The organism is Sporomusa acidovorans (assembly GCF_900101845.1).
Lineage (GTDB): Bacteria > Bacillota > Negativicutes > Sporomusales > Sporomusaceae > Sporomusa > Sporomusa acidovorans.
The window spans coordinates 116,558-134,192 of record NZ_FNAM01000005.1 but is presented as its reverse complement, the minus strand read 5'-3'; the positions used below and the strand labels follow the sequence as shown (position 1 = coordinate 134,192).

Here is a 17,635-nt window from a genome sequence, read left to right as displayed (position 1 = left end):
ATAGTGTAGCAAACTCGTTCTGTCTGCTCAGCAGCCATCAGCGTGCTGCCAGAACCACCAAAAAAAGTCGGCCACAATCTCATCTGGCCGACTTGAATTCTGTATAGTCCTGGCACATAGACCAATAGGCTTCCTTGTTGGGTGTTCACCATTCCGGAGTGGCTTTTCAAAACGCCAAACAGTCGATAAGCTATCTATCTGACTGTAGCAATTCAAATGATGGTACCCGAACTGTGACCGCCTGAATTCCCGTTGTAAACGTAAGCAGCGCCCCTTGTTAAACTTATCATGTCTAACCACCTTACTTAACAATTTAAAAAAGTCTACTAAGAAACAAGATAATAATTCCCAAAATAAGGAATGATTTTTGCTCTTTTTTGCACCTATTTGGGAGTACCTAGGCCCATTTCAAGGCTCAATGGCAAAATTAAAAGCCTTCGTACATCCGGCGAAGGCCCGTATTTACTGGTGGGGCATACTGGTTTCGAACCAGTGACCTCTTGAATGTGAATCTGATAATATCGTCTAGTTAACATTTAATTACGTGTTTCCTATAGCCTATAGTACCAGTTAATACTGGATTACTAGGCTATTGTAATTTTAGAAGTATATCAACCTTAGCAGTTTCAAGCAGGTTTTTGTCCCTTAAATTACTCCGTAAGGGACAAAATAAGGGACATCTTTCTGTACCTTATTTGCAACTGATCACAATTAAACTTGTTCATATTGCGCATTATACGCAATATGAACAAAAAAAACAACAATTGTAGGTTTTAAAATTTATTAATATTTTATTTGTCAAAAGCAGGAATTTGTTGTTATATTGTGGTAGCTATAGGGATATAATACATATTTTACAAGGAGTGGTCACTAATGGCGTTTTGCCCCAATTGCGGGAAAGAAATTCAAGATGATGCAAAATTTTGTCCAGGGTGCGGGAAAAAGATGGAAGACCAGGCCCAATCTAATCAAACCAACATTCCTACAGTCCCACAGGTAAATTCTCCAGAGAAAAAGGTAAGCAAAAAACAAGGATGTTTTGGTTGCTTAGGAATTATTATTATTCTTATAGTTGTTGGTTCTTTTTTGGGCTCTAATGGTAATAAATCTACCAATACCGCAGCTCCTTCTACTTCGTCCCAAAAACAAGAACAGCCCAAAGAACCGGAGTATAAGTATACTTGCGACGTTCAGGGAATCGGAAAAGTAAAAGGCGCTATTGTATCCGATGTTGGAGTAGCTATTGCTGAGATTAAGTCTGCAGATTCAATCGATAGCCAATTTACATCAACTAAAGCCCAGGGCGTTTTTAAAATTTTATATGTAGTAGCAAGTAATCACCAAAAGGATGCCGTAACTATGGACTCTGCTTCTATGAAGTTAATAGATGATAAGGGCCGTGAATACTCTCATTCTACTCATGGTGATACCGCACTCCAAATGAAGGGTAGAGAAACCTTTTTCCTTGAGCAAATTAATCCAGGGAATACAGCTGGAGGGCATATTGCCTTTGATGTTCCTAAAGATGCCAACATCGTAAAGATGCAATTTAGAGGTGGCATGTCTGGTAAAAAAGGCGAATTACCATTTAAGATTATGCCAGCAGAATAGATATTAATGATAATAGAACCGGCAGAATAACCTGCCGGTATTTTTCTGCACAAAATAAAAAAAACGCCCATCCCCGGCCACTGGCTGCGAGATGGGCGTTTGCAAATATGTTACCTCTCAATAAACCATCTACCCTCATCATGGAACAAGTAAACTTCCTTCCCAGCAATCCGGCATGTGTAGCGCATACCCTGGCCGCCAGCTTTGAGTGATGCTGCTTGGCGAACGTCCAGGACTTTGTCAATTTCGAATTTCCTGCCATCTTCCCAATGCAGCAAGATTGGTTTTATTCGTCCGTCGGTGTCGTGTTCAGTAGTTATTTTGACGAATAGCTTATATTTGTTTTCTGACATGGAGAACCCTCCTTACAGAACGTTTGTTTGATTTTATTGCAGAACAAATGTTTGGTGATGTAAAGAGGGGATAAATGGAAAAATTTTATTGTAAAAATTAGGATATAAACAATTGACTACTTACAGATAATGTATTACACTAATTATACTATATTTTTATTGAAGGGAAGCGCAAATGCAATGTTGGATAATATATTAATTATTAACATTCTACATTTGCTATCAATTACTGTAACATCTGCTTTAGTATGGATATTTGGAGTATGGATTATAAAACTAATCTTTTTTATATTTTTGCGACGAACCCAAAACATGAAGATAGATATTATTGCAGGATTAGGCAGTTTACTATTTCTTCTGTTGTTTGTAAATATAGGGTCGCCATATAAATAATTTGACAGCCATTACAGGCTGTCTTTTGTATTTAAATTAACTATCTCCGGAGATGGTATTTTTATTTTCTTTTCCGTAGCATACTTCATCTTAATTTCAAGTTCTTGTAATTCCAATCTCTTTTGCTCGGTAAAATATTCTTTGGCTTGGGTGATAATGCCAGGGGTATTTATCTTAATGCCAAGCACCTCTAAATTACCACCACATATAAAATGTAATGCAATAAGTATCCAAATTAAAGGCTTTTTAGGTCCTATTAATTCTAAAGGCCCTGGTGAATTAAAGCTTGCTCTAATCTGGATAACATCTAAATCAATTTTTTCACCCGTACAAGCCTCATAGTTGCACGCAAGCTCTGTAAGCCCATTCATAATAGTCAAAATTTGTTTTAATAGGATAGGTTCTTCGGTAATAACTTCTAATGTTAAATGTGCTGTCTCTCCAGCAACATAAAATGGAAATAGCATTCTATTAATGAATGCTGCATAAGGATTTGCATTTGTAATGGCACGATGCGAATTTAATAGTGCAAATAAATTAGGGTCTAGTTTATTCTTAGAATAATGCCCAAACCATACAATATCTCTTCTTTTACGAAAAACACATTTTTCTTTAGGTTGCTTAGGTACAACATACGGTTCACTAACGATTCTACCAAATCCAATAGTTCGAGATGAATAACCAGGAATAAGAACAACATCTCCTTCTTTCATTATAGATACAAAGGTTTGTATCTGTGTTGCGGCACCACCCGGCTTTTTTTCAGTTTCGCCGTAATGTTCTTTGACTTTTTGGCGCAATTCTTTTAAAGAAATCTTTTTTATATCCTCAATGTCAATAAAATCATTCCATGCTATCCCAATATATCCATTATTATAGAACTCAGAAAAATATCTTCCGCCATCAGTACGAATCATCCAATAATTTGTTCTTTCAGTATTATTAATGGTATTCATAAGTAACTCCCTTCTTAAACTTACATTAATACAACTAAAATTACAAAATGTACCATATTATATTCGTACTATTTTTAATATTTCCTGCAAATAATGTTAACATTTCCAATAATCTACAAAAACAAAAGTATATAAATAAAAAAGCCCATCCCCCAGCCAGTAGCTGAAAGATGGACTTTAAGTTCTATTCCTGATCCACTTTATCTAAATTGTCGGCAATTCGTTTCAAAGATTTTGAAATACTGTATAGCAAGTATAACCCACCACCGACTACCGCCACATGAAATATTTGAAAGGCAATTATCCCATAAGGAATATGACCGTACATTTCAATAACCTCCCTATAATGTGATCCTGATGCTCCAATAATAAACTTCAATATATAGAATTTCATTAGAACAAAAAAAGCCGCCCACCAGGCGAACCCGGCAGGCGGCTATAAAATTACTTACTCAGTTTTTGAACTAACAAAGCAATACCAACGGTACCAGCAGTTTTAACCAATGCCTTTGCAGCTTTCAGGTCTGCGATCCACAGAGCATTTCTGAATTTAACAAAATTATCAGATGTCCGTTTAGAGTCAGCTTCCCACATCGCAATCCTTTCGTCAGCAAGGTTAGTTAAATAGGTAATTAGATTGCTACTCTCTGAAGTAAGCGATTCAGACAAGGATTCTTTTGCCGCATTTTCTGCAGCGTCTTTTACGACATCAGCGATAGAGGTTTTTGTTACAGTAGTCTCTGCCGTCAATGTGATAATTGCGGCAGCATCGATATCGGTAATTGTCATATCCTTACTTGCACTAGTATAGCCGTTTAAAGCAGTGGCAAAGGTGTAGGTACCTGCAGGTAAACTTTCAATAACTAACTTGCCATTAGTATCGGTTGTACCTTCTACTGTTATCCCGTTAACCGCATAGCTAATAGTTACTCCTGATAACGTAGTCCCTTCGGTATTCTGCACTGTAATTGTAGTTGTTGCCATTTTTACACACTCTCCCTTAAATTTTTTATATATCCACCGCAATATGCGGGAGATAGTCCTTAGTCCATATGGAATAGCTTTATCCAATTTATTTCTGAGGATAGTAATAATCGCCACCTTGGCAGCTTCAATCTCGGCCTGCACTGGCGGCGATTTTGCTAATTTTATTAGGTATGGAAGTATTTGTTTCTCGATTTCAGAAATATTCAAGGCCATTGTTCAATCACCTTGCCGCCAAGCCGTAATAGCTCCTGCCGTAATTCGTCCGGCCTAATCCCTGCCGGATTGTCCCAGCCGAATACATTTAGGCCCTGACTCCGCAAGAATAACGTTCCTACCTCAGAACAATCATCATACGGAGAATTGAATGGAAACTTAATACCTTTCTTGCGGAAATAGCCCATAAGGCAGCTAAAATAACTGTAGCCACGGCCTAATAACATTGCCGTAGCTACATTAGCGCATTCTGGGTGTGGGACTTTAATTTCGATGATTTCACGCCTTCTGTTGATATGTCTATTTCGGTCTGTTTGCCTTACGCCTATTGATGTTGCTTCCAGTAAGCTATCTTCAAGTACAACAGCAACGTGGGTAGGCTGATCCGGCCCCTCGACACTTTGAATGATTTTCCCAACAAGATCATTCTCCGATGTCGGCCAAAGAAACATTATTTTTGCTGTTCTCATATTACACCCCCTGCAGATAGTCAGTAACACCACGGGCAATAGCCCTAGCGAAATCGTCCTGTCTGTCAGCCAAAAGTTTTTCATCTTCCGTATTGCTAATAAAAGCCATTTCCACCAATACAGCAGGGCAGTCAGTATGGCTAAGTACATATAATCCATTCACACCGGGAACAGCGTCTCTAACTCCCCGGTTAGCTATATTTCTACCATCAGGATATTTAATTGATTTAATGATTTGATTTTGAATATAAGCGGCTAATTTTTTACCATTTACCGAACCGTCACAGTACCAAGTTTCTGTACCTTGCGCATATTCGTAATTCACTGAATTGCAATGGACGCTAATAAACAAATCTGCCTGCCAGTCGTTTGCAATGCCGGTGCGATAGCTTAAATCGTCCGTTTCCGGCTGCTCCTGTTCGGTTCGCGTTAATCTAACTTCGCATCCAGCAGCATCAAGGTAATGCGCCACCAACTTACTAACCGCAAGAGCTACGTCAGCTTCCTGCAATCCTGTCACCGGGTTACACGCCCCCGGATCAGTGTTACCACCGGCATGGCCGGGGTCAATACATACTTTATACATGGTTTTCCTCCTATTTACGAAATAGTTTTCTTCCTAAATGGATAATTTGCAAAAATAAATAAATGAGTGTAAATATATACACCCAATCGGATAACTGTATCCCCATTAGGCTCAATGTCGTAACCGCGACAGGCGGAGTCGATTGCTTGGCCATATCAAGAACTTCATTTTGCATGTTGCACCCCCCTAAAAATAAGCATAAAAAATACCGCTATCAGCGGCATGGTTCACGTGGCATAATATCACCTCAATAAAAAAAGACGTATTGCACGTCTTTTAATACCGTAAGTATTGATTTTCTTGATTCAATACTAGTTGCGATTTTTCTTTTGCTAGATCAAAAAAATCATCGTTGTTTATAAATTTACCTAAATTGTTTTTTATTTCATCATCCGGCCATTCCCACCACTTTGATTGATTCAATATTTTTATTTTTTCTTCTTCAAACCTATATTTTATAACCTTTGCTGGCGTTCCTACAACTATTGCATAATCAGGCACATCTTTTACTACGACCGCGCCCGCCCCAATAATAGCACCGTTTCCGATTTTGACAGATGGAAGTATTGTAACATTAGTTCCTATCCATACATCATTACCAATAACCACTTTCATATTTCTTGAATGATCAATTAAATCTAAATTATTCTCTATTATAAACCCCCTTGATTTATAATAGAGAATTGGGCTAGTAGTAATATAGTTTGTGGGGTGATTCATATCTGCAATAGTTACTTTTGGAGCTATTGAACAAAAGGAGCCTATCCGGTCTAATAATACCTCATTATAAAAAAATTGTTGATACCCATAGGTATATTTACCAACAGAAAAATCATACTTATCATACATTACATTTAAACCCATATTCTTGTTTTTAGGGTCATTTTTAATGTATAAATATGATTTTATACGATTCTTTATAATGCTTAACAAAATATCACATCCTATCAGCGCTATCTAGATTTTATTATTATATACTTTATTGTTATTAAGTTCAAATCTCTGGAAGTGGAGGATGGTGTTACTAATTAGTAGTACTGAAATGTAATATCTAGTTAAACTCCTATGCTAAACATTTTGTTTCAAAGAACCCCTTCAACTTGCGCCAAATTCCTCACTCCCAAGGATTGCATAAAAAATAGCGCCTATGCGCCACTTGTACCGTTATTTGCGTTTTCGGTGGTACCACCACCATACCTGGGACATTTACTATTGCTGCAGTTGCCCTTTAAATCTTCTTTGGCACCGCATATAAAGCAGCGTTTACTTGCCATTGGATATCACCTCCCGTTTAGCTTGATACTCGGCTTTAAGTGCCGCATAATCCGCCTTAATACTATCAATATTGGTTTGATTCCCGTCCAGCGTGGCGAGTCCTAGCGCCTGGGCCAATGTAGTAAATTGTGTCTGATATTCTGCATCAAGGGCAGCAATCTTTTCCTCTGTAGTCGGAACAACCGGATCAGGCGTATACTCTACGAGTTTTCCTGTGGCTACATCTACTTTCCGAGTGCCTTGGTGCTGCATCCAGTCGTCATGCTCTTCTGTGGTGATTTCGGCATATGGCGTAGGAATGGCCGATAGGTCTAGGGTTGTTCCCGTCTGGACTGTTCCTACAGCCTTAATCACAGTATCCATGATTGGCTTGCCTTCTTCGTCTAAAACTGCGTTGCCTTTATCGTCTACTTTTGGTACCTGCATAGTAATCGGCTCGGTGTTGTAGACTGGCACTGTTTTTCCGTGTACAGCATCGCAGTATGGTGCGCCAATGATTATTCCAGATTCGTCGTGATGCAAAAAATACTTCATGTGATCTTTCCCTCCTCTAATTTCCTTTTACATGCCAATATACCGATCCTGATGCATTACTACCTAGGTGAATTGATACGCTGGCGCCAGTCAACGCGGTGAAAAAGGGGTTCATATTGTCCCCGCCATCGTTTACCGTTGGCATGAAGTTAAAGTATGTCGCTGCTGCCATGGCTAACGGGAATGTTAGGGTCGCTGCTCCGCTTACAGTTGTATATCCCCATTGCTCGATATCCCCATTGCTCCATTTCCGCCAAGTATAATTTGTCCCGCTGCCAGAAGCAACAATATATGTTGACTGATCTGTCGTAGCGATTTGCTTCCATGAACCCCATATCCCATTATTCTTTGTCGCAGAATATATATTCTTATTTCTATCTACGGCAATAACGGTCATCATATTTTCGTCCCAAGTATTGGCAATAATTGTTCCGGCCACTGTTGTAGGGGCGTTCGTTGCGTTTGCTCCGTAGCGATAGAATCCCGAAGTTGTGATTGCATAAATATCTGATATCATTTCACCAAATGTTCCCAACCCATGCCCGGCAGGAGCGCATATGTCTGTCGTGGCGATTTTTTTTATAGCTGAACCATCGCTGATGATCGCGCCAGCGGTATGATTTTTCGCCGTCAAAATGGTTTGTGTTGTTCCACCATGCCCGATTGTAACTTGATTACTTGGATTCAGGCCGATTATGTTTTGGGCGGTATTTGAAGCATCTATGGATTGGATATAAATGTTATTAGGCAAAATGATAGACCCGGTCATCGTGCCGCCAGATAATGGAAGTACTATATCCGTAGAGGCAAGGGTCTTTTCCGTCCACGTAATAGCACCAGTTCCGGCGGCGGCATAATCATATGTTACGCTATTCGGAATACCCGTGGCGACAAAAAGTATTATCGCTGGCTTCGACTCATCTTTTCTGTACCATTTAGCGCCGTCGTAATAGCAATTAGCCGTTAGGTAGGCACCTACTTTCCCTTCGACCATTATATTGGACAACGTATCGTTTGCAATTCTTTGCGCGTCTACCAATACCGATCCAGGAGCCGCCCCGGCTTGCGCGGCTGTTACCCCGTGCGGGTTGTTCTTATCAGCGATATGAGTATTTGCTGTCTCCAACGTTGTAGCCGGTGCCGTGTACCAGTTTGCCTTGCCGGTAATGGATTTTACCATATTGCCCAGTTTCGATAACAGTTTTGTCAATGTATCGGCTCCCGCTGCTGCCGCCGTGGTGTCCGTTATGGTGCGATTGCCAATTGACGTGTCATCCGCAGCCCCGGCTGCAAGTCCAGTACTATTTATCTTCGGCCCTTGACCAGCAATACCGGTATGGGCATGACCGGACGTACCGAACAGGGTATTTATCGCTTCCAGTGTCAGAGTCGGAAGAGTATACCAGTTTGTTTTGCCCGTTATTTGCTTCAACATATTCCCGATACGGCCGAGCAAAGTTGTTAGGCTTGCGGCTGTACCGGCAAGCTCTGTTGTATCGGTAATTATCCGGTTTCCTATTACTTCATCAGTGACACTTCCGTCAGGATGGTCAATAGGCGACTTTGTTTTATGTTGCTCTAGTATAGCTGTTGTAATTAGGCCGTCCAGTGTAATAGTTGCCTGAATATCAACCGCATTCGAAAAGGCTAACTGCACCACAAGTTCCTCTGCTACGGCTACGGATCCGCCGGCAGCAGGTAAATAATCTGGACTACCGTCGGAAGTGTAAGCATATAGAATTTCTCCCAGGTCCGGGTCCTGAGCAAATACCCCCAATTCCCGTACATAAAACCCCGTTGCCAATCCGTCGTTGGTAACTACGGCAGTTACCTTGCAAATTCCGGATTCCAGCGGGGTTTTTGCCGATATACCAATATTTTTTTTAGGAGAAACTAAATCTATAAGCGCATCTACCGTTTGACCAGCACTGAGTATGCCATCGCCGATTTTTAGCTTTGTGATTTGCATAGTCGTACCGGCTTCCACTTTAGCCTGCAAGGCTTTACCCCGCGTCGTCAATACGGTTCCATTCCAGTTAGGCATGCTGTATTTCAACTCCTTTCAAATGATAAATCAAGCCGCGGGTATAGACCGTTTTTGATACATTCGGCGCACGGAACGCTGCTGGCATGATCTCTACCGTTCGCATGCTGCTGCAAGCTCCGCCAATATATACCGTTCCGGGCAATTCCCTATACAGTGATACCCCTTCCAGCCATGACCGGGTATTTTTGACAGTGTTTATGGCATTTACCAGGCGTTCATATAGGCTGGGTTCAATCATTTCTCCACCGATTCTAACCACCCGAAAATAACCGGGATCACCGCCATATTCCCACCATTCCTGAACGACAGCGTCTTTAAGGATAGCCTTTACAACTTGCTCCACCGCCCAGGGCGTTCCTTTTTTTCGGTGCTGGGCAATCGACGTTTTCACTAAAGCACGTTTCTGCTCTAACGTTATTCCCGGTTCGTAAAAATCCACATGCCACTGCCATGCAAGGGCGTCAATTACGTCCTCCGCCAGCTCATCAATTCGAGAAATCAACAGTACTGTCGGGATAGCAGCTGTAACCGCCTGTAGTTCTCCTTCTAATGCCGCTGCTGCCGCCTGTATTTCCGGATCGTCCCGGATACTGGGGGGAACTAGGTCAATCAATCTAATTACTGCAATATCAACCATCGGTCAATCCCCCATAAGTGACAGTGACATTCCTGGCTATAGCTACCTGATATTTTTCCAGCTTCAAGAATACCGGCAAAGTAACTTCCACCCTGTCAGCGCTGGCCGCTCGTACCCGCCAAATTAGTTCTGATGGGTTTATATCCCGTCCCAGTTTGGACTTCTGCCAAAGCTCATAATCGATAACCGCTTGATTGACTGCCATTTGTATAGTCTGGCTTTGCGTAGCATTATCCTTGTGGATGTAATATACAAGTTCCACATCGTAACTTACCGCCTCCGGCGCCAGAACGGATACCCGATCTGTAAGCGGCCGGATTTCTTTATCACTAACAGTGGCGTAAACCATGTCTAGGATTTCCGTCCCCGGTATCTCTCCGCCTGTCAGTAGCGGCCGCAATTCCACCTCAACAGGAGCCGGACTGCGTACCGACACGTCCACAATGGTTTGCGATGCCGACATGGCCCAGAAACGGTATGCTCCGTCCGGGCCGGCAACAGAAAACGATTCCGGTGCTAGGCGAATCCGTTCCCGGTAAGGGTCATCCAACTCCCTATCGGCGCCACCCTCGCTTTCAGTGATATTCGCTATAGACTGAATCCAAGGCAAAGGGTCAACAAGTTGGTTGATCTGTCCGGGAACATAACCGTTGCCTATTTCACCTGCCGTCAAACATTCCGCCGGCGCATCTCCATACAAGTCCCCGATAGGAACGGTCACCGGATTCGATACCTGGAATACCACACCATTTGGCGTCGTACCGCGAATACCGGCCGGAATGGTCACTACCTGTGGCTGTGCGGTCGACAGGTTGAACCGGATTGTTGTTTCAGCCGCCGAGGCGTCCAATCGTGGCACGCCGACTAGTACGCCGAGATGGTCGAGCTTATCATCCTTGGCATAAGCCAACAGATTTTGTTTTGCACTATCGTTAATCAGCACCCGCTGCTGGATGATGATCATGGCCACAGCCTGTAAAAATAGCCGGACCGGATCACCCTGGGCGAGTGTCCGGCCGGCTATGGCTTCATACATTGTTATAACCGATGCTTCAATATTGGCAGCATCCGTATCAACAAAGCTAATAGATGGTAGATTGGCCAGCACTCCTATCCCTCCTTCACCCGCTGTGCAATGAGCATCACCGTACCACCTGCCTTGGCCCCGTAGATTGACTTTGCTGCAGCCGGTTTGTCCGTTGTCGTATTGCCAAGAGTGTCTAAAACAGTGATGGCTGTACCCATGGGATCATTTTTAGCACGCACGGCCAAATTAGCAACATCCAACCCCATTCGAACATAACTTGCGGTCGCTGCAACAGATGGATTCCCTGCTTGCAAATCCTGCGTTGCCGTCAGAATAGATTCCATACCCGTGATGGCCAGTGACGGGTCCCGCACACAACTGCTCACGATAGCTGCCATATCAGCAATCTGGCCCACGGACATCCCTGTTTTCTTTGCTGGTTCTTTTACAGCAGCGGCAACCTTCTCGGCTTTCTTTTCCTGCACAGCTGTAGTATCGGTTGTTTCATTGGTCTTGGCATTCGGATCTGGTTCAACGTAATATTCTTTCAAGCTCACGTCCACGGCAATATACAGGACAAATCCTTTATTATCAATATATTTCCAGGCTTCGCTAATGCTTTCAACCGCAAAATTTCCAAGCGTTTCACCGCCAATGATCAGCGGATGGTATTCCCCCGTCTGGACAATCTCACGCAGCTGCTTTATTTCATTCAACGGGTTCAAGCCGTGAAAAGCAGAAAAAATAACCTGGAATGAGATTTCATCCAGGCCGGGTGAGATAAATTCCAATTTAGCTTTTTGGCCGATTATCGCATGCTCTTCAAATTTGGCGGATGTTTTACGCTGAAATTCGTCAAAGGTGCGTGTTTTTTCGGCCGATACCTCAAAAGTGACAGGACCAAAAGTTCCGATTGCCAATCAAATCACTCCTTCAATCGCAGGCAGACGGTCGGCTGCAGCCTGCCGGCAATGGCCTTGTCAGTAAAAAGGACCTTAGTAACTTCCACCCTAGGTTCAAACTTCTGAATGGCCTGTACAATCTCAGCCGCCAGTTTGGCTTTGGCAACCGGCAGCGGCAAATCCACCAGTTCCGCGTTGACACCAAATGCCCGATTAAGCGGCACCGAATAGACCGGCGTCGCCAGGATGGTCCGGACGTTTTGAAATATTTCCTCAGTGGTTGTGTCCGGTGCAAAGTTGACGGTCATACTCGCTGACGCCGTGATTTCAAATTCCAATTGAATCCCTCCTATGACGGTTTACCGGTCGTGCTGCCGCCAGATTGTACGCCACCATGGACGTGCGTTTTCAGGCTGATGCCGTCGGCAATGACGTCGCCAGTCACATTCACATTGCCGCCCGCCATGACATTAAGCGGTCCCTGAGCCTGGATAGTGAGCGTATGTGTTTCCCGGTCATATTCGAGGCTGGTGCCGTCCGCAAAGCGGATATGGCGCTTGTTTGAATCACTGACCGATGGCACGTCGACACTAGAATAAAAAGAACCAAGGCAAAAGCCTTGGGCGTTGCCGTTGGGGAGAAACAGGCAGACAACTTGCTCGCCCACATCCGGCATAAAATAGTCTTTGTTTTTCAGAGACTGACGTACAATAACAGGCAAATCATAGGAAACCATGTTCTGCCTGTCCTCGAATACAACCCGAACAGTAGCGCTTTGAGGGTTTATTGACGATACACGCCCTACCCTAACTAAGTTTTTTAATACTGAGTCCATTAATACCCCTCCAAGACACGGCGCAGATCTATTTTAACAGTATATCCACTACCGGTGTGTGTAGCTTCTTCAATAAAATACTTGCCGTCAAATTTGCCGTAGCCCTCAACCATCACGGTACAAGCGGCTAATAGACGAATATCGCCCAATAGAGAAAACGACATCTTGGTTTCCTCTTTGTTTTTTTGTCTCAGTTTCTTTTTTGCTAATCGCTCAGCCTCGGCAATGCTACTTACGCGCTCATTGATAACTAAGGTTTTACCTGTTGCCGGTTTATTTGGTGCATTGAAAGTGTATGATATATTATCGCTGTTTTGCGCATCACGATACTCCACGCGGCAGGCTGCATAGACATCCCTTACCGATGACGAGAAGCTATGATCGAGTATATATGATTGACCACGCTTTATGGTCATAACCGGTTCTCTCTTCTCATATTTGGCATCGTCAAAAATAACAATCTGCTGGTCGGTTACCTTAAGAGACAACCCGGCATCCTCGCACATCTTCTGTAAAAATGCCAGGTCGGACTGTTCGGTTTGTTCCACCCGATCCTCCTCCGGATCGTCATCAGTGTCATAAAACAGGGTTAATCCGGCATTCGTCGCAATATCCTGGGCGATGGTTGACAGTTTCACTTTTTCCCAGGACTTTGTCTTTTCCTCACCGCGCAGTGAGGTGGATTCCGGTATGGACAACCCTTTGATCGTCACTGTGGATGGCAAGCTTTTACCGTCAAAAGTGTCAATTTCAAAGATACCGAACGGCAACTCCTCTGTTTTCCCCTGCTCGGTCCAGTGTTCCGTTACCAATGCAGCCTTAAGTGTAGCACCTTTGTCCGGTAACCAGTCGCTAATCCACAGTCCCTCGCGGTCTTCCAAGCTGATTTGCAAATCGTCAGCCTTGCCGCTGGCGTGATCGGAATAGGAAAAACTGAGCAGATAGGGCGCCAAGTCTGCGGATATGTCTTTATTATCGTATTGCAGTTTTAGCTTTGCCCTTCGCGCCTGCATTCTATCACCTCTTCCATGGCGGCAATACCGTGGAGGTTACCGCTGCCACATCCGGGACCTGAATAATTACGTCGGCTGAAAAAATCACTGTTTCCCGGTATTCCGGGTTAGCCTCGATCAATACCGATATCTGCCGTTCATCCCCATACATTTTGTAAGCAATAATATCCCAGGTATCACCTAAGGCAGTTGTATATTTAGTCATAAGCCAGTCTCCTTTGCTGAGCCGCCCAGGCATTCATGCGATTTTCAAAGTCGTCGGCTTCCTCTCGAATCACACTCCGGACCTTTCCCTCTACTTCCGGATCGCCACCAGTGAGCATGACGTTCGGCGAAAATACAAATGTGTTGCCGCCACCGCCACTACCGGACGGACTGTCAACAAAATCCTGGAACAGGGACTGACCGCCGCCGATACCAAGCATCTGGCCTGCTGTAGCCCACAAAGACAGTGCATTCGAACTACCGTCAAGTGGAATAATCGCCTCCGGTCCTTTTTCCGCAAACAGCCCGACATGCGGCGTGGTGGCGATGGTTCCATTGGCATAGGCCGGAATATTCATGGATAGATCGGCAGCCGCTACGTTGCTGTCACCACTAAACAGATTTTTCACCCAGGCCGCTTTTTCACTCAGCCAATCAAAGGCTGGGGAAAACCGGCTGTAGATCCCGTCGACAAACGCCTGTAGCGCAGCAGCTGGATCATCCCATAACTGCGTCCACCATACTTTCACGGTATCCCAGTTTTGAATGAGATAATAGCCGGCTGCCACTAATCCACCAATCCCCACAATCAATAGCCCAATCGGATTGGCGGTCATGGCTGCATTCCACGCCCATTGAGCACCGGTCCATGCCCAGGTAGCGGCAGCCACGATTCCGGTCCAAGCGGCCCGTAGTATCAGTTGTCCTACACCCATTACTGTTCTGCCGGCGGTCATGGAAGCGTTCCAAGCCCACTGGGCGCCGGTGCTCAGCTTGGTAGCCAGTTCAATCTTCTTGGTCCAGCCGTATAAACTCACAAATGGGCTAATAACCGCCCAACCGGCCCAGGCCATAGCCGAAAATGCCACGGTACCGGCAAGCACGGCAGCGGTAGTTCCCACTAAAACATTTGACAGAGTGTCATGTTCTTTGCTGAAATTACCAATCCAGTCTGCCCCTGTACTTACCCATTGCGCGAGTGTTTTCACCGTCGGCAGCAACCGCCCTGACAAAACAATCGCGGTTCTGGCCGCTGAGGCCTGTAGCCCTTCCAGTTGCCGCTCCGTATTTTGTGACTGAATTTCAAACTCTTTCATCATACTGCCTTTGGCTTCAGCGGAATTGCCCATTTTAATAACCCGCAAGAATTCTTCATAGTTGCCGGAAATTTTGGATAGGTTATCAATATGCTCGGCTCCGAACAACTCAGCCAGTACATTGTTTTTGCTTGCCGCGTCCAACTGTCCTATGCGTTCAAACAGGTTCGTGATTGTGCCCTCGGCATCGCTGAGCGCCCCTGACTGTAATTCTTCAGCCGTTAAACCAAGCTGTGCAAGAGCTCCTTGGAAGGATTTAGATTGCGTAGGAGCCGCGGCAATTTTAGTAAACAGCGCATTCAAGGCTGTACCGGCTGTCTCGCCAGTTTCACCCATCTGCAGCAGTGCGGTCGACATCCCCGCTAAAGTAGTCCGGGAAAGTGTCGGCAAAAGCGAAGTGGCAGCGCCCGAAGTCCGTTTTAATACGTCAATGATATCTGCACCGCTGGCATTTGAGCGGTCATCCAGATAGTTTACCGTATCGGCTAACGCTTCTAGTTGATTAATGCCTTCTACTGTGTCCAGGTGAATCCCCATGGCGCTGCCGATTTTGGCAAAGTCTTCGGTGATTTGTTCGGCGGGCGCCTCAAAAGCCGTGCCCATCATGATCCCCATCCGGGCAAATTTATCAATGTTCTCCATGCCTTGCACACCGGACTTGGCGGCCATGGCAAAGGCCTTGGCCATATTATCCGGTAGGATCATCATATCCTTGCTGGCCTGCATAACTTCGCTTTGTGCCTGATAGTACACCTCGGTCAGCTGCCCGGCGTCATCGCGGGCGCCGTCCACCTGTTTGGCTACTCCCGACATAGCCGTTTCAAAATTCATAGCGCTATAGATCGGCGTACCTACGGTTGCCGCTGTTTCGACCGCTCCTACCATGTTCATCCGGGCATTACTGCGGGATTGATTGACTTTATTTTGCAGAGCGTATACTTTGGCATAGCTTTTCTGCCGCTGTTCCGCCTTGTACAGTTGCGCGGTCAATTTTTCATAGGCGGCCGAGTATTCAAATACGGAAATGACGCCTTTGCGCTGCTGGGTATCCAGCTCTTTCATTTCCTTTTTCAAGCCGGACACCTGTGTGTTGAGCTGCGTCATTCGGCCGGAGGCGGAAGAAAACGCCTGATTAAATCCCGGCCCCATCCTGGCCATAATGTTAAAGGCGATTTCGTACATACGGCCGCTCATTTTCCCCGCCTCCTTTGCTGCGCTTCCTGGATGGTGTTAATCCATTCCGTCATTTCCGGAAAAGAAACGTTCAGCCAATACGTTACCGGCGCCTGTGTTTCCCGAGACAATCGTAGAGCTAAAGCCCGGACTGTTTTGGCCGGCCTAGCACCCAATCCTATCCGAGCAAAAAACCCTGCACTTCTCCCGTTACGCTGCTAAACTCCTTGGCTGGCAATGCCTGTATTAAGTCGATCGTAACACCGGCAGCGCGCGCCGCCAGAATGGCCTGATAGACCTTCGACGACTCCAGCATAACGGCACGCACCCCCATGGCCCGCGCTTCTGACTCGGCGTCAATTACGTCCTTGCCGGTCAGTTTATCCAAATCCAGTTTCATTTCGGTATATTCCTTGCCTTCAAAGGTAAACGGTTTTCTAAACGGGATCGTAATCCCCACAGTGCTTTCCTGGTTTTCCATAGTAAAATTCCTCCTTGCTATTTGTCTATATTTCACATATACTGGAAGTGAGGTGAGAAGCTATGGACATCTTACACATACTTCTTAGAATTGTTGTACTGGCGCTTTCGATTCCGTTTGGCCTGGTAGCCGCCTTGATCCCTGCATATACCGCAGGACAGGCTGTTGCAATGATCGGCCTACCGGCTGAAATCGGTTATTATCTGGTTGGCGGCTTTGTTTTGGTCATATTCTGCGCCTACTTCCAGGGTCGCATTACGCCACCCAAAAACGCTTAATTTAAATAGTTAAGCCGTACCTAAAAAGGTACGGCTTTTTTATTGTCCACCCAGCGCCAGGCGGACGGCGGCCAAATAATCTACGCCATCAATCTTGCAGATAAAATTCAGCTTGTCGATTTCGATATATTCTTTGCCGTCATACCAAATTTTGATGTAGGTCACATCAAATTCATTGGATGAGTCGGTGGGAGAGCCTACCTCCAGTTTTCCCGGCTTGGTATTTTTCGGCGTGCAGTTCACGGTTACACGAAGCGGTACTGCTCGATATGTGCCGTTAGCGGCATCCTGCTCCTGAATGGCGCCCCTAAGGTCAAGCTGATGTATCTTAGGCGCCGCAAGCCCCAGGAGCCGGCCTGTCGGCGTACGCCAGGACAGCGACAGCGTCATGGCTTGGTAATGGCCTATGACCGGGCTGTCGTATTCGCCGGCAACACCGGCGCCTTTAACGGTTTCCGTCATCGGTTCCAGGTCCGGCAGTTCGGCATCGACAAGACCAATAAATTGGCTGCCACCTTCATAGGCGCGAAAATTAATTAGTTTTTCCGGAATTCGGTTCATAG

General features: G+C 45.0%; 25 protein-coding genes and 1 pseudogene. 3 read left to right on the top strand and 23 right to left on the bottom strand.

Annotated features, from left to right (window positions below; translation table 11 throughout):
- Nucleotides 1-27: 27 nt before the first annotated feature.
- On the bottom strand, nt 28-300 hold the full coding sequence (locus BLR65_RS31715) for a DNA methyltransferase (protein ID WP_373657535.1): 273 nt from the start codon (nt 298-300) through the stop codon (nt 28-30).
- A gap of 573 nt (nt 301-873) precedes the next feature.
- Between BLR65_RS31715 and BLR65_RS31710 the strand changes: the two are divergent.
- Together BLR65_RS31710 and BLR65_RS06070 are read left to right on the top strand one after the other, a co-directional pair.
- Nucleotides 874-942 (top strand): annotated as a pseudogene (locus BLR65_RS31710) (zinc-ribbon domain-containing protein); the annotation flags it as partial.
- A 3-nt stretch (nt 943-945) separates the two neighbouring features.
- Entirely contained in the window at nt 946-1,611 is a 666-nt protein-coding gene (locus tag BLR65_RS06070; RefSeq protein WP_176772696.1) for a DUF4352 domain-containing protein, read from the top strand.
- A gap of 110 nt (nt 1,612-1,721) precedes the next feature.
- On the opposite strand, the gene BLR65_RS06065 is transcribed toward BLR65_RS06070, so the two are convergent.
- The 21 genes from BLR65_RS06065 to BLR65_RS05975 form a co-directional block, all read right to left on the bottom strand.
- The gene (locus BLR65_RS06065; RefSeq protein ID WP_093793299.1) at nt 1,722-1,964 is read right to left on the bottom strand and encodes a hypothetical protein; all 243 of its coding nucleotides are present in this window, start codon (nt 1,962-1,964) and stop codon (nt 1,722-1,724) included.
- 404 nt (nt 1,965-2,368) lie between these two features.
- Complete coding sequence (locus BLR65_RS06055; RefSeq protein WP_093793297.1) at nt 2,369-3,313, bottom strand: restriction endonuclease; 945 nt, start codon at nt 3,311-3,313, stop codon at nt 2,369-2,371.
- A gap of 184 nt (nt 3,314-3,497) precedes the next feature.
- Nucleotides 3,498-3,641, bottom strand: a complete 144-nt coding sequence (locus tag BLR65_RS29535; RefSeq protein ID WP_169716988.1) for a hypothetical protein — start codon at nt 3,639-3,641, stop codon at nt 3,498-3,500.
- A 116-nt stretch (nt 3,642-3,757) separates the two neighbouring features.
- Nucleotides 3,758-4,513 carry a SpaA isopeptide-forming pilin-related protein gene (locus BLR65_RS06050; protein ID WP_093793296.1) on the bottom strand — a complete coding sequence of 252 codons (756 nt, stop codon included), beginning with the start codon at nt 4,511-4,513 and terminating at the stop codon, nt 3,758-3,760.
- Nucleotides 4,504-4,983 carry a hypothetical protein gene (locus tag BLR65_RS06045; protein ID WP_093793295.1) on the bottom strand — a complete coding sequence of 160 codons (480 nt, stop codon included), beginning with the start codon at nt 4,981-4,983 and terminating at the stop codon, nt 4,504-4,506. Before BLR65_RS06045 ends, BLR65_RS06050 begins: the two co-directional genes overlap by 10 nt.
- 1 nt (nt 4,984) lies before the next feature.
- Complete coding sequence (locus BLR65_RS06040) at nt 4,985-5,569, bottom strand: N-acetylmuramoyl-L-alanine amidase family protein (RefSeq protein WP_093793294.1); 585 nt, start codon at nt 5,567-5,569, stop codon at nt 4,985-4,987.
- Between the two features lie 10 nt (nt 5,570-5,579).
- On the bottom strand, nt 5,580-5,744 hold the full coding sequence (locus BLR65_RS06035) for a hypothetical protein (protein ID WP_093793293.1): 165 nt from the start codon (nt 5,742-5,744) through the stop codon (nt 5,580-5,582).
- Between the two features lie 101 nt (nt 5,745-5,845).
- On the bottom strand, nt 5,846-6,502 hold the full coding sequence (locus BLR65_RS06030) for a CatB-related O-acetyltransferase (protein ID WP_169716989.1): 657 nt from the start codon (nt 6,500-6,502) through the stop codon (nt 5,846-5,848).
- Nucleotides 6,503-6,714: 212 nt separating this feature from the next.
- Nucleotides 6,715-6,843: a hypothetical protein gene (locus tag BLR65_RS31335; RefSeq protein ID WP_281241493.1), complete on the bottom strand. Its 129-nt coding sequence runs from the start codon at nt 6,841-6,843 to the stop codon at nt 6,715-6,717.
- Nucleotides 6,833-7,378 carry a hypothetical protein gene (locus tag BLR65_RS06025; RefSeq protein WP_093793292.1) on the bottom strand — a complete coding sequence of 182 codons (546 nt, stop codon included), beginning with the start codon at nt 7,376-7,378 and terminating at the stop codon, nt 6,833-6,835. Before BLR65_RS06025 ends, BLR65_RS31335 begins: the two co-directional genes overlap by 11 nt.
- Nucleotides 7,379-7,394: 16 nt before the next feature.
- A complete protein-coding gene (locus BLR65_RS06020; protein WP_093793291.1) occupies nt 7,395-9,422 on the bottom strand; it encodes a hypothetical protein in 2,028 nt (675 codons plus the stop codon).
- Nucleotides 9,415-10,062: a phage tail protein I gene (locus tag BLR65_RS06015; RefSeq protein WP_093793290.1), complete on the bottom strand. Its 648-nt coding sequence runs from the start codon at nt 10,060-10,062 to the stop codon at nt 9,415-9,417. The genes BLR65_RS06020 and BLR65_RS06015 overlap by 8 nt, the downstream gene beginning before the upstream one ends.
- Nucleotides 10,055-11,170, bottom strand: a complete 1,116-nt coding sequence (locus tag BLR65_RS06010; protein WP_245692494.1) for a baseplate assembly protein — start codon at nt 11,168-11,170, stop codon at nt 10,055-10,057. The genes BLR65_RS06015 and BLR65_RS06010 overlap by 8 nt, the downstream gene beginning before the upstream one ends.
- A 2-nt stretch (nt 11,171-11,172) precedes the next feature.
- Entirely contained in the window at nt 11,173-12,009 is an 837-nt protein-coding gene (locus BLR65_RS06005) for a phage tail protein (protein WP_093793288.1), read from the bottom strand.
- Nucleotides 12,010-12,014: 5 nt separating this feature from the next.
- The gene (locus tag BLR65_RS06000; RefSeq protein ID WP_093793287.1) at nt 12,015-12,329 is read right to left on the bottom strand and encodes a GPW/gp25 family protein; all 315 of its coding nucleotides are present in this window, start codon (nt 12,327-12,329) and stop codon (nt 12,015-12,017) included.
- Between the two features lie 11 nt (nt 12,330-12,340).
- Nucleotides 12,341-12,826, bottom strand: coding sequence for a phage baseplate assembly protein V (locus BLR65_RS05995; RefSeq protein ID WP_093793286.1), 486 nt, complete (start codon nt 12,824-12,826; stop codon nt 12,341-12,343).
- The gene (locus BLR65_RS05990; RefSeq protein ID WP_093793285.1) at nt 12,826-13,839 is read right to left on the bottom strand and encodes a phage late control D family protein; all 1,014 of its coding nucleotides are present in this window, start codon (nt 13,837-13,839) and stop codon (nt 12,826-12,828) included. The genes BLR65_RS05995 and BLR65_RS05990 overlap by 1 nt, the downstream gene beginning before the upstream one ends.
- A gap of 4 nt (nt 13,840-13,843) precedes the next feature.
- Nucleotides 13,844-14,044: a tail protein X gene (locus tag BLR65_RS05985; RefSeq protein ID WP_093793284.1), complete on the bottom strand. Its 201-nt coding sequence runs from the start codon at nt 14,042-14,044 to the stop codon at nt 13,844-13,846.
- Nucleotides 14,037-16,334, bottom strand: coding sequence for a phage tail tape measure protein (locus BLR65_RS05980; RefSeq protein ID WP_093793283.1), 2,298 nt, complete (start codon nt 16,332-16,334; stop codon nt 14,037-14,039). Before BLR65_RS05980 ends, BLR65_RS05985 begins: the two co-directional genes overlap by 8 nt.
- A complete protein-coding gene (locus tag BLR65_RS29530; protein WP_176772699.1) occupies nt 16,331-16,489 on the bottom strand; it encodes a hypothetical protein in 159 nt (52 codons plus the stop codon). The genes BLR65_RS05980 and BLR65_RS29530 overlap by 4 nt, the downstream gene beginning before the upstream one ends.
- A 2-nt stretch (nt 16,490-16,491) precedes the next feature.
- The gene (locus tag BLR65_RS05975) at nt 16,492-16,794 is read right to left on the bottom strand and encodes a phage tail assembly protein (protein WP_093793282.1); all 303 of its coding nucleotides are present in this window, start codon (nt 16,792-16,794) and stop codon (nt 16,492-16,494) included.
- Nucleotides 16,795-16,856: 62 nt separating this feature from the next.
- Here BLR65_RS05975 and BLR65_RS05970 point away from each other — a divergent pair, with 62 nt between their 5' ends.
- Complete coding sequence (locus tag BLR65_RS05970; protein ID WP_093793281.1) at nt 16,857-17,072, top strand: hypothetical protein; 216 nt, start codon at nt 16,857-16,859, stop codon at nt 17,070-17,072.
- A gap of 39 nt (nt 17,073-17,111) precedes the next feature.
- On the opposite strand, the gene BLR65_RS05965 is transcribed toward BLR65_RS05970, so the two are convergent.
- Nucleotides 17,112-17,633, bottom strand: coding sequence for a phage major tail tube protein (locus tag BLR65_RS05965; protein WP_093793280.1), 522 nt, complete (start codon nt 17,631-17,633; stop codon nt 17,112-17,114).
- Between the last annotated feature and the right edge of the window lie 2 nt (nt 17,634-17,635).

Bases quoted from the DNA above. Each gene is read 5' to 3' on its own strand.
- BLR65_RS06070 (WP_176772696.1), top strand. From the start codon at position 946: ATGGAAGACCAGGCCCAATCTAATCAAACCAACATTCCTACAGTCCCA.
- BLR65_RS06065 (WP_093793299.1), bottom strand. From the start codon at position 1,964: ATGTCAGAAAACAAATATAAGCTATTCGTCAAAATAACTACTGAACAC.
- BLR65_RS06055 (WP_093793297.1), bottom strand. From the start codon at position 3,313: ATGAATACCATTAATAATACTGAAAGAACAAATTATTGGATGATTCGT.
- BLR65_RS29535 (WP_169716988.1), bottom strand. From the start codon at position 3,641: ATGTACGGTCATATTCCTTATGGGATAATTGCCTTTCAAATATTTCAT.
- BLR65_RS06050 (WP_093793296.1), bottom strand. From the start codon at position 4,513: ATGGCCTTGAATATTTCTGAAATCGAGAAACAAATACTTCCATACCTA.
- BLR65_RS06045 (WP_093793295.1), bottom strand. From the start codon at position 4,983: ATGAGAACAGCAAAAATAATGTTTCTTTGGCCGACATCGGAGAATGAT.
- BLR65_RS06040 (WP_093793294.1), bottom strand. From the start codon at position 5,569: ATGTATAAAGTATGTATTGACCCCGGCCATGCCGGTGGTAACACTGAT.
- BLR65_RS06035 (WP_093793293.1), bottom strand. From the start codon at position 5,744: ATGCAAAATGAAGTTCTTGATATGGCCAAGCAATCGACTCCGCCTGTC.
- BLR65_RS31335 (WP_281241493.1), bottom strand. From the start codon at position 6,843: ATGGCAAGTAAACGCTGCTTTATATGCGGTGCCAAAGAAGATTTAAAG.
- BLR65_RS06025 (WP_093793292.1), bottom strand. From the start codon at position 7,378: ATGAAGTATTTTTTGCATCACGACGAATCTGGAATAATCATTGGCGCA.
- BLR65_RS06020 (WP_093793291.1), bottom strand. From the start codon at position 9,422: ATGCCTAACTGGAATGGAACCGTATTGACGACGCGGGGTAAAGCCTTG.
- BLR65_RS06015 (WP_093793290.1), bottom strand. From the start codon at position 10,062: ATGGTTGATATTGCAGTAATTAGATTGATTGACCTAGTTCCCCCCAGT.
- BLR65_RS05995 (WP_093793286.1), bottom strand. From the start codon at position 12,826: ATGGACTCAGTATTAAAAAACTTAGTTAGGGTAGGGCGTGTATCGTCA.
- BLR65_RS05990 (WP_093793285.1), bottom strand. From the start codon at position 13,839: ATGCAGGCGCGAAGGGCAAAGCTAAAACTGCAATACGATAATAAAGAC.
- BLR65_RS05985 (WP_093793284.1), bottom strand. From the start codon at position 14,044: ATGACTAAATATACAACTGCCTTAGGTGATACCTGGGATATTATTGCT.
- BLR65_RS05980 (WP_093793283.1), bottom strand. From the start codon at position 16,334: ATGAGCGGCCGTATGTACGAAATCGCCTTTAACATTATGGCCAGGATG.
- BLR65_RS05975 (WP_093793282.1), bottom strand. From the start codon at position 16,794: ATGGAAAACCAGGAAAGCACTGTGGGGATTACGATCCCGTTTAGAAAA.
- BLR65_RS05970 (WP_093793281.1), top strand. From the start codon at position 16,857: ATGGACATCTTACACATACTTCTTAGAATTGTTGTACTGGCGCTTTCG.
- BLR65_RS05965 (WP_093793280.1), bottom strand. From the start codon at position 17,633: ATGAACCGAATTCCGGAAAAACTAATTAATTTTCGCGCCTATGAAGGT.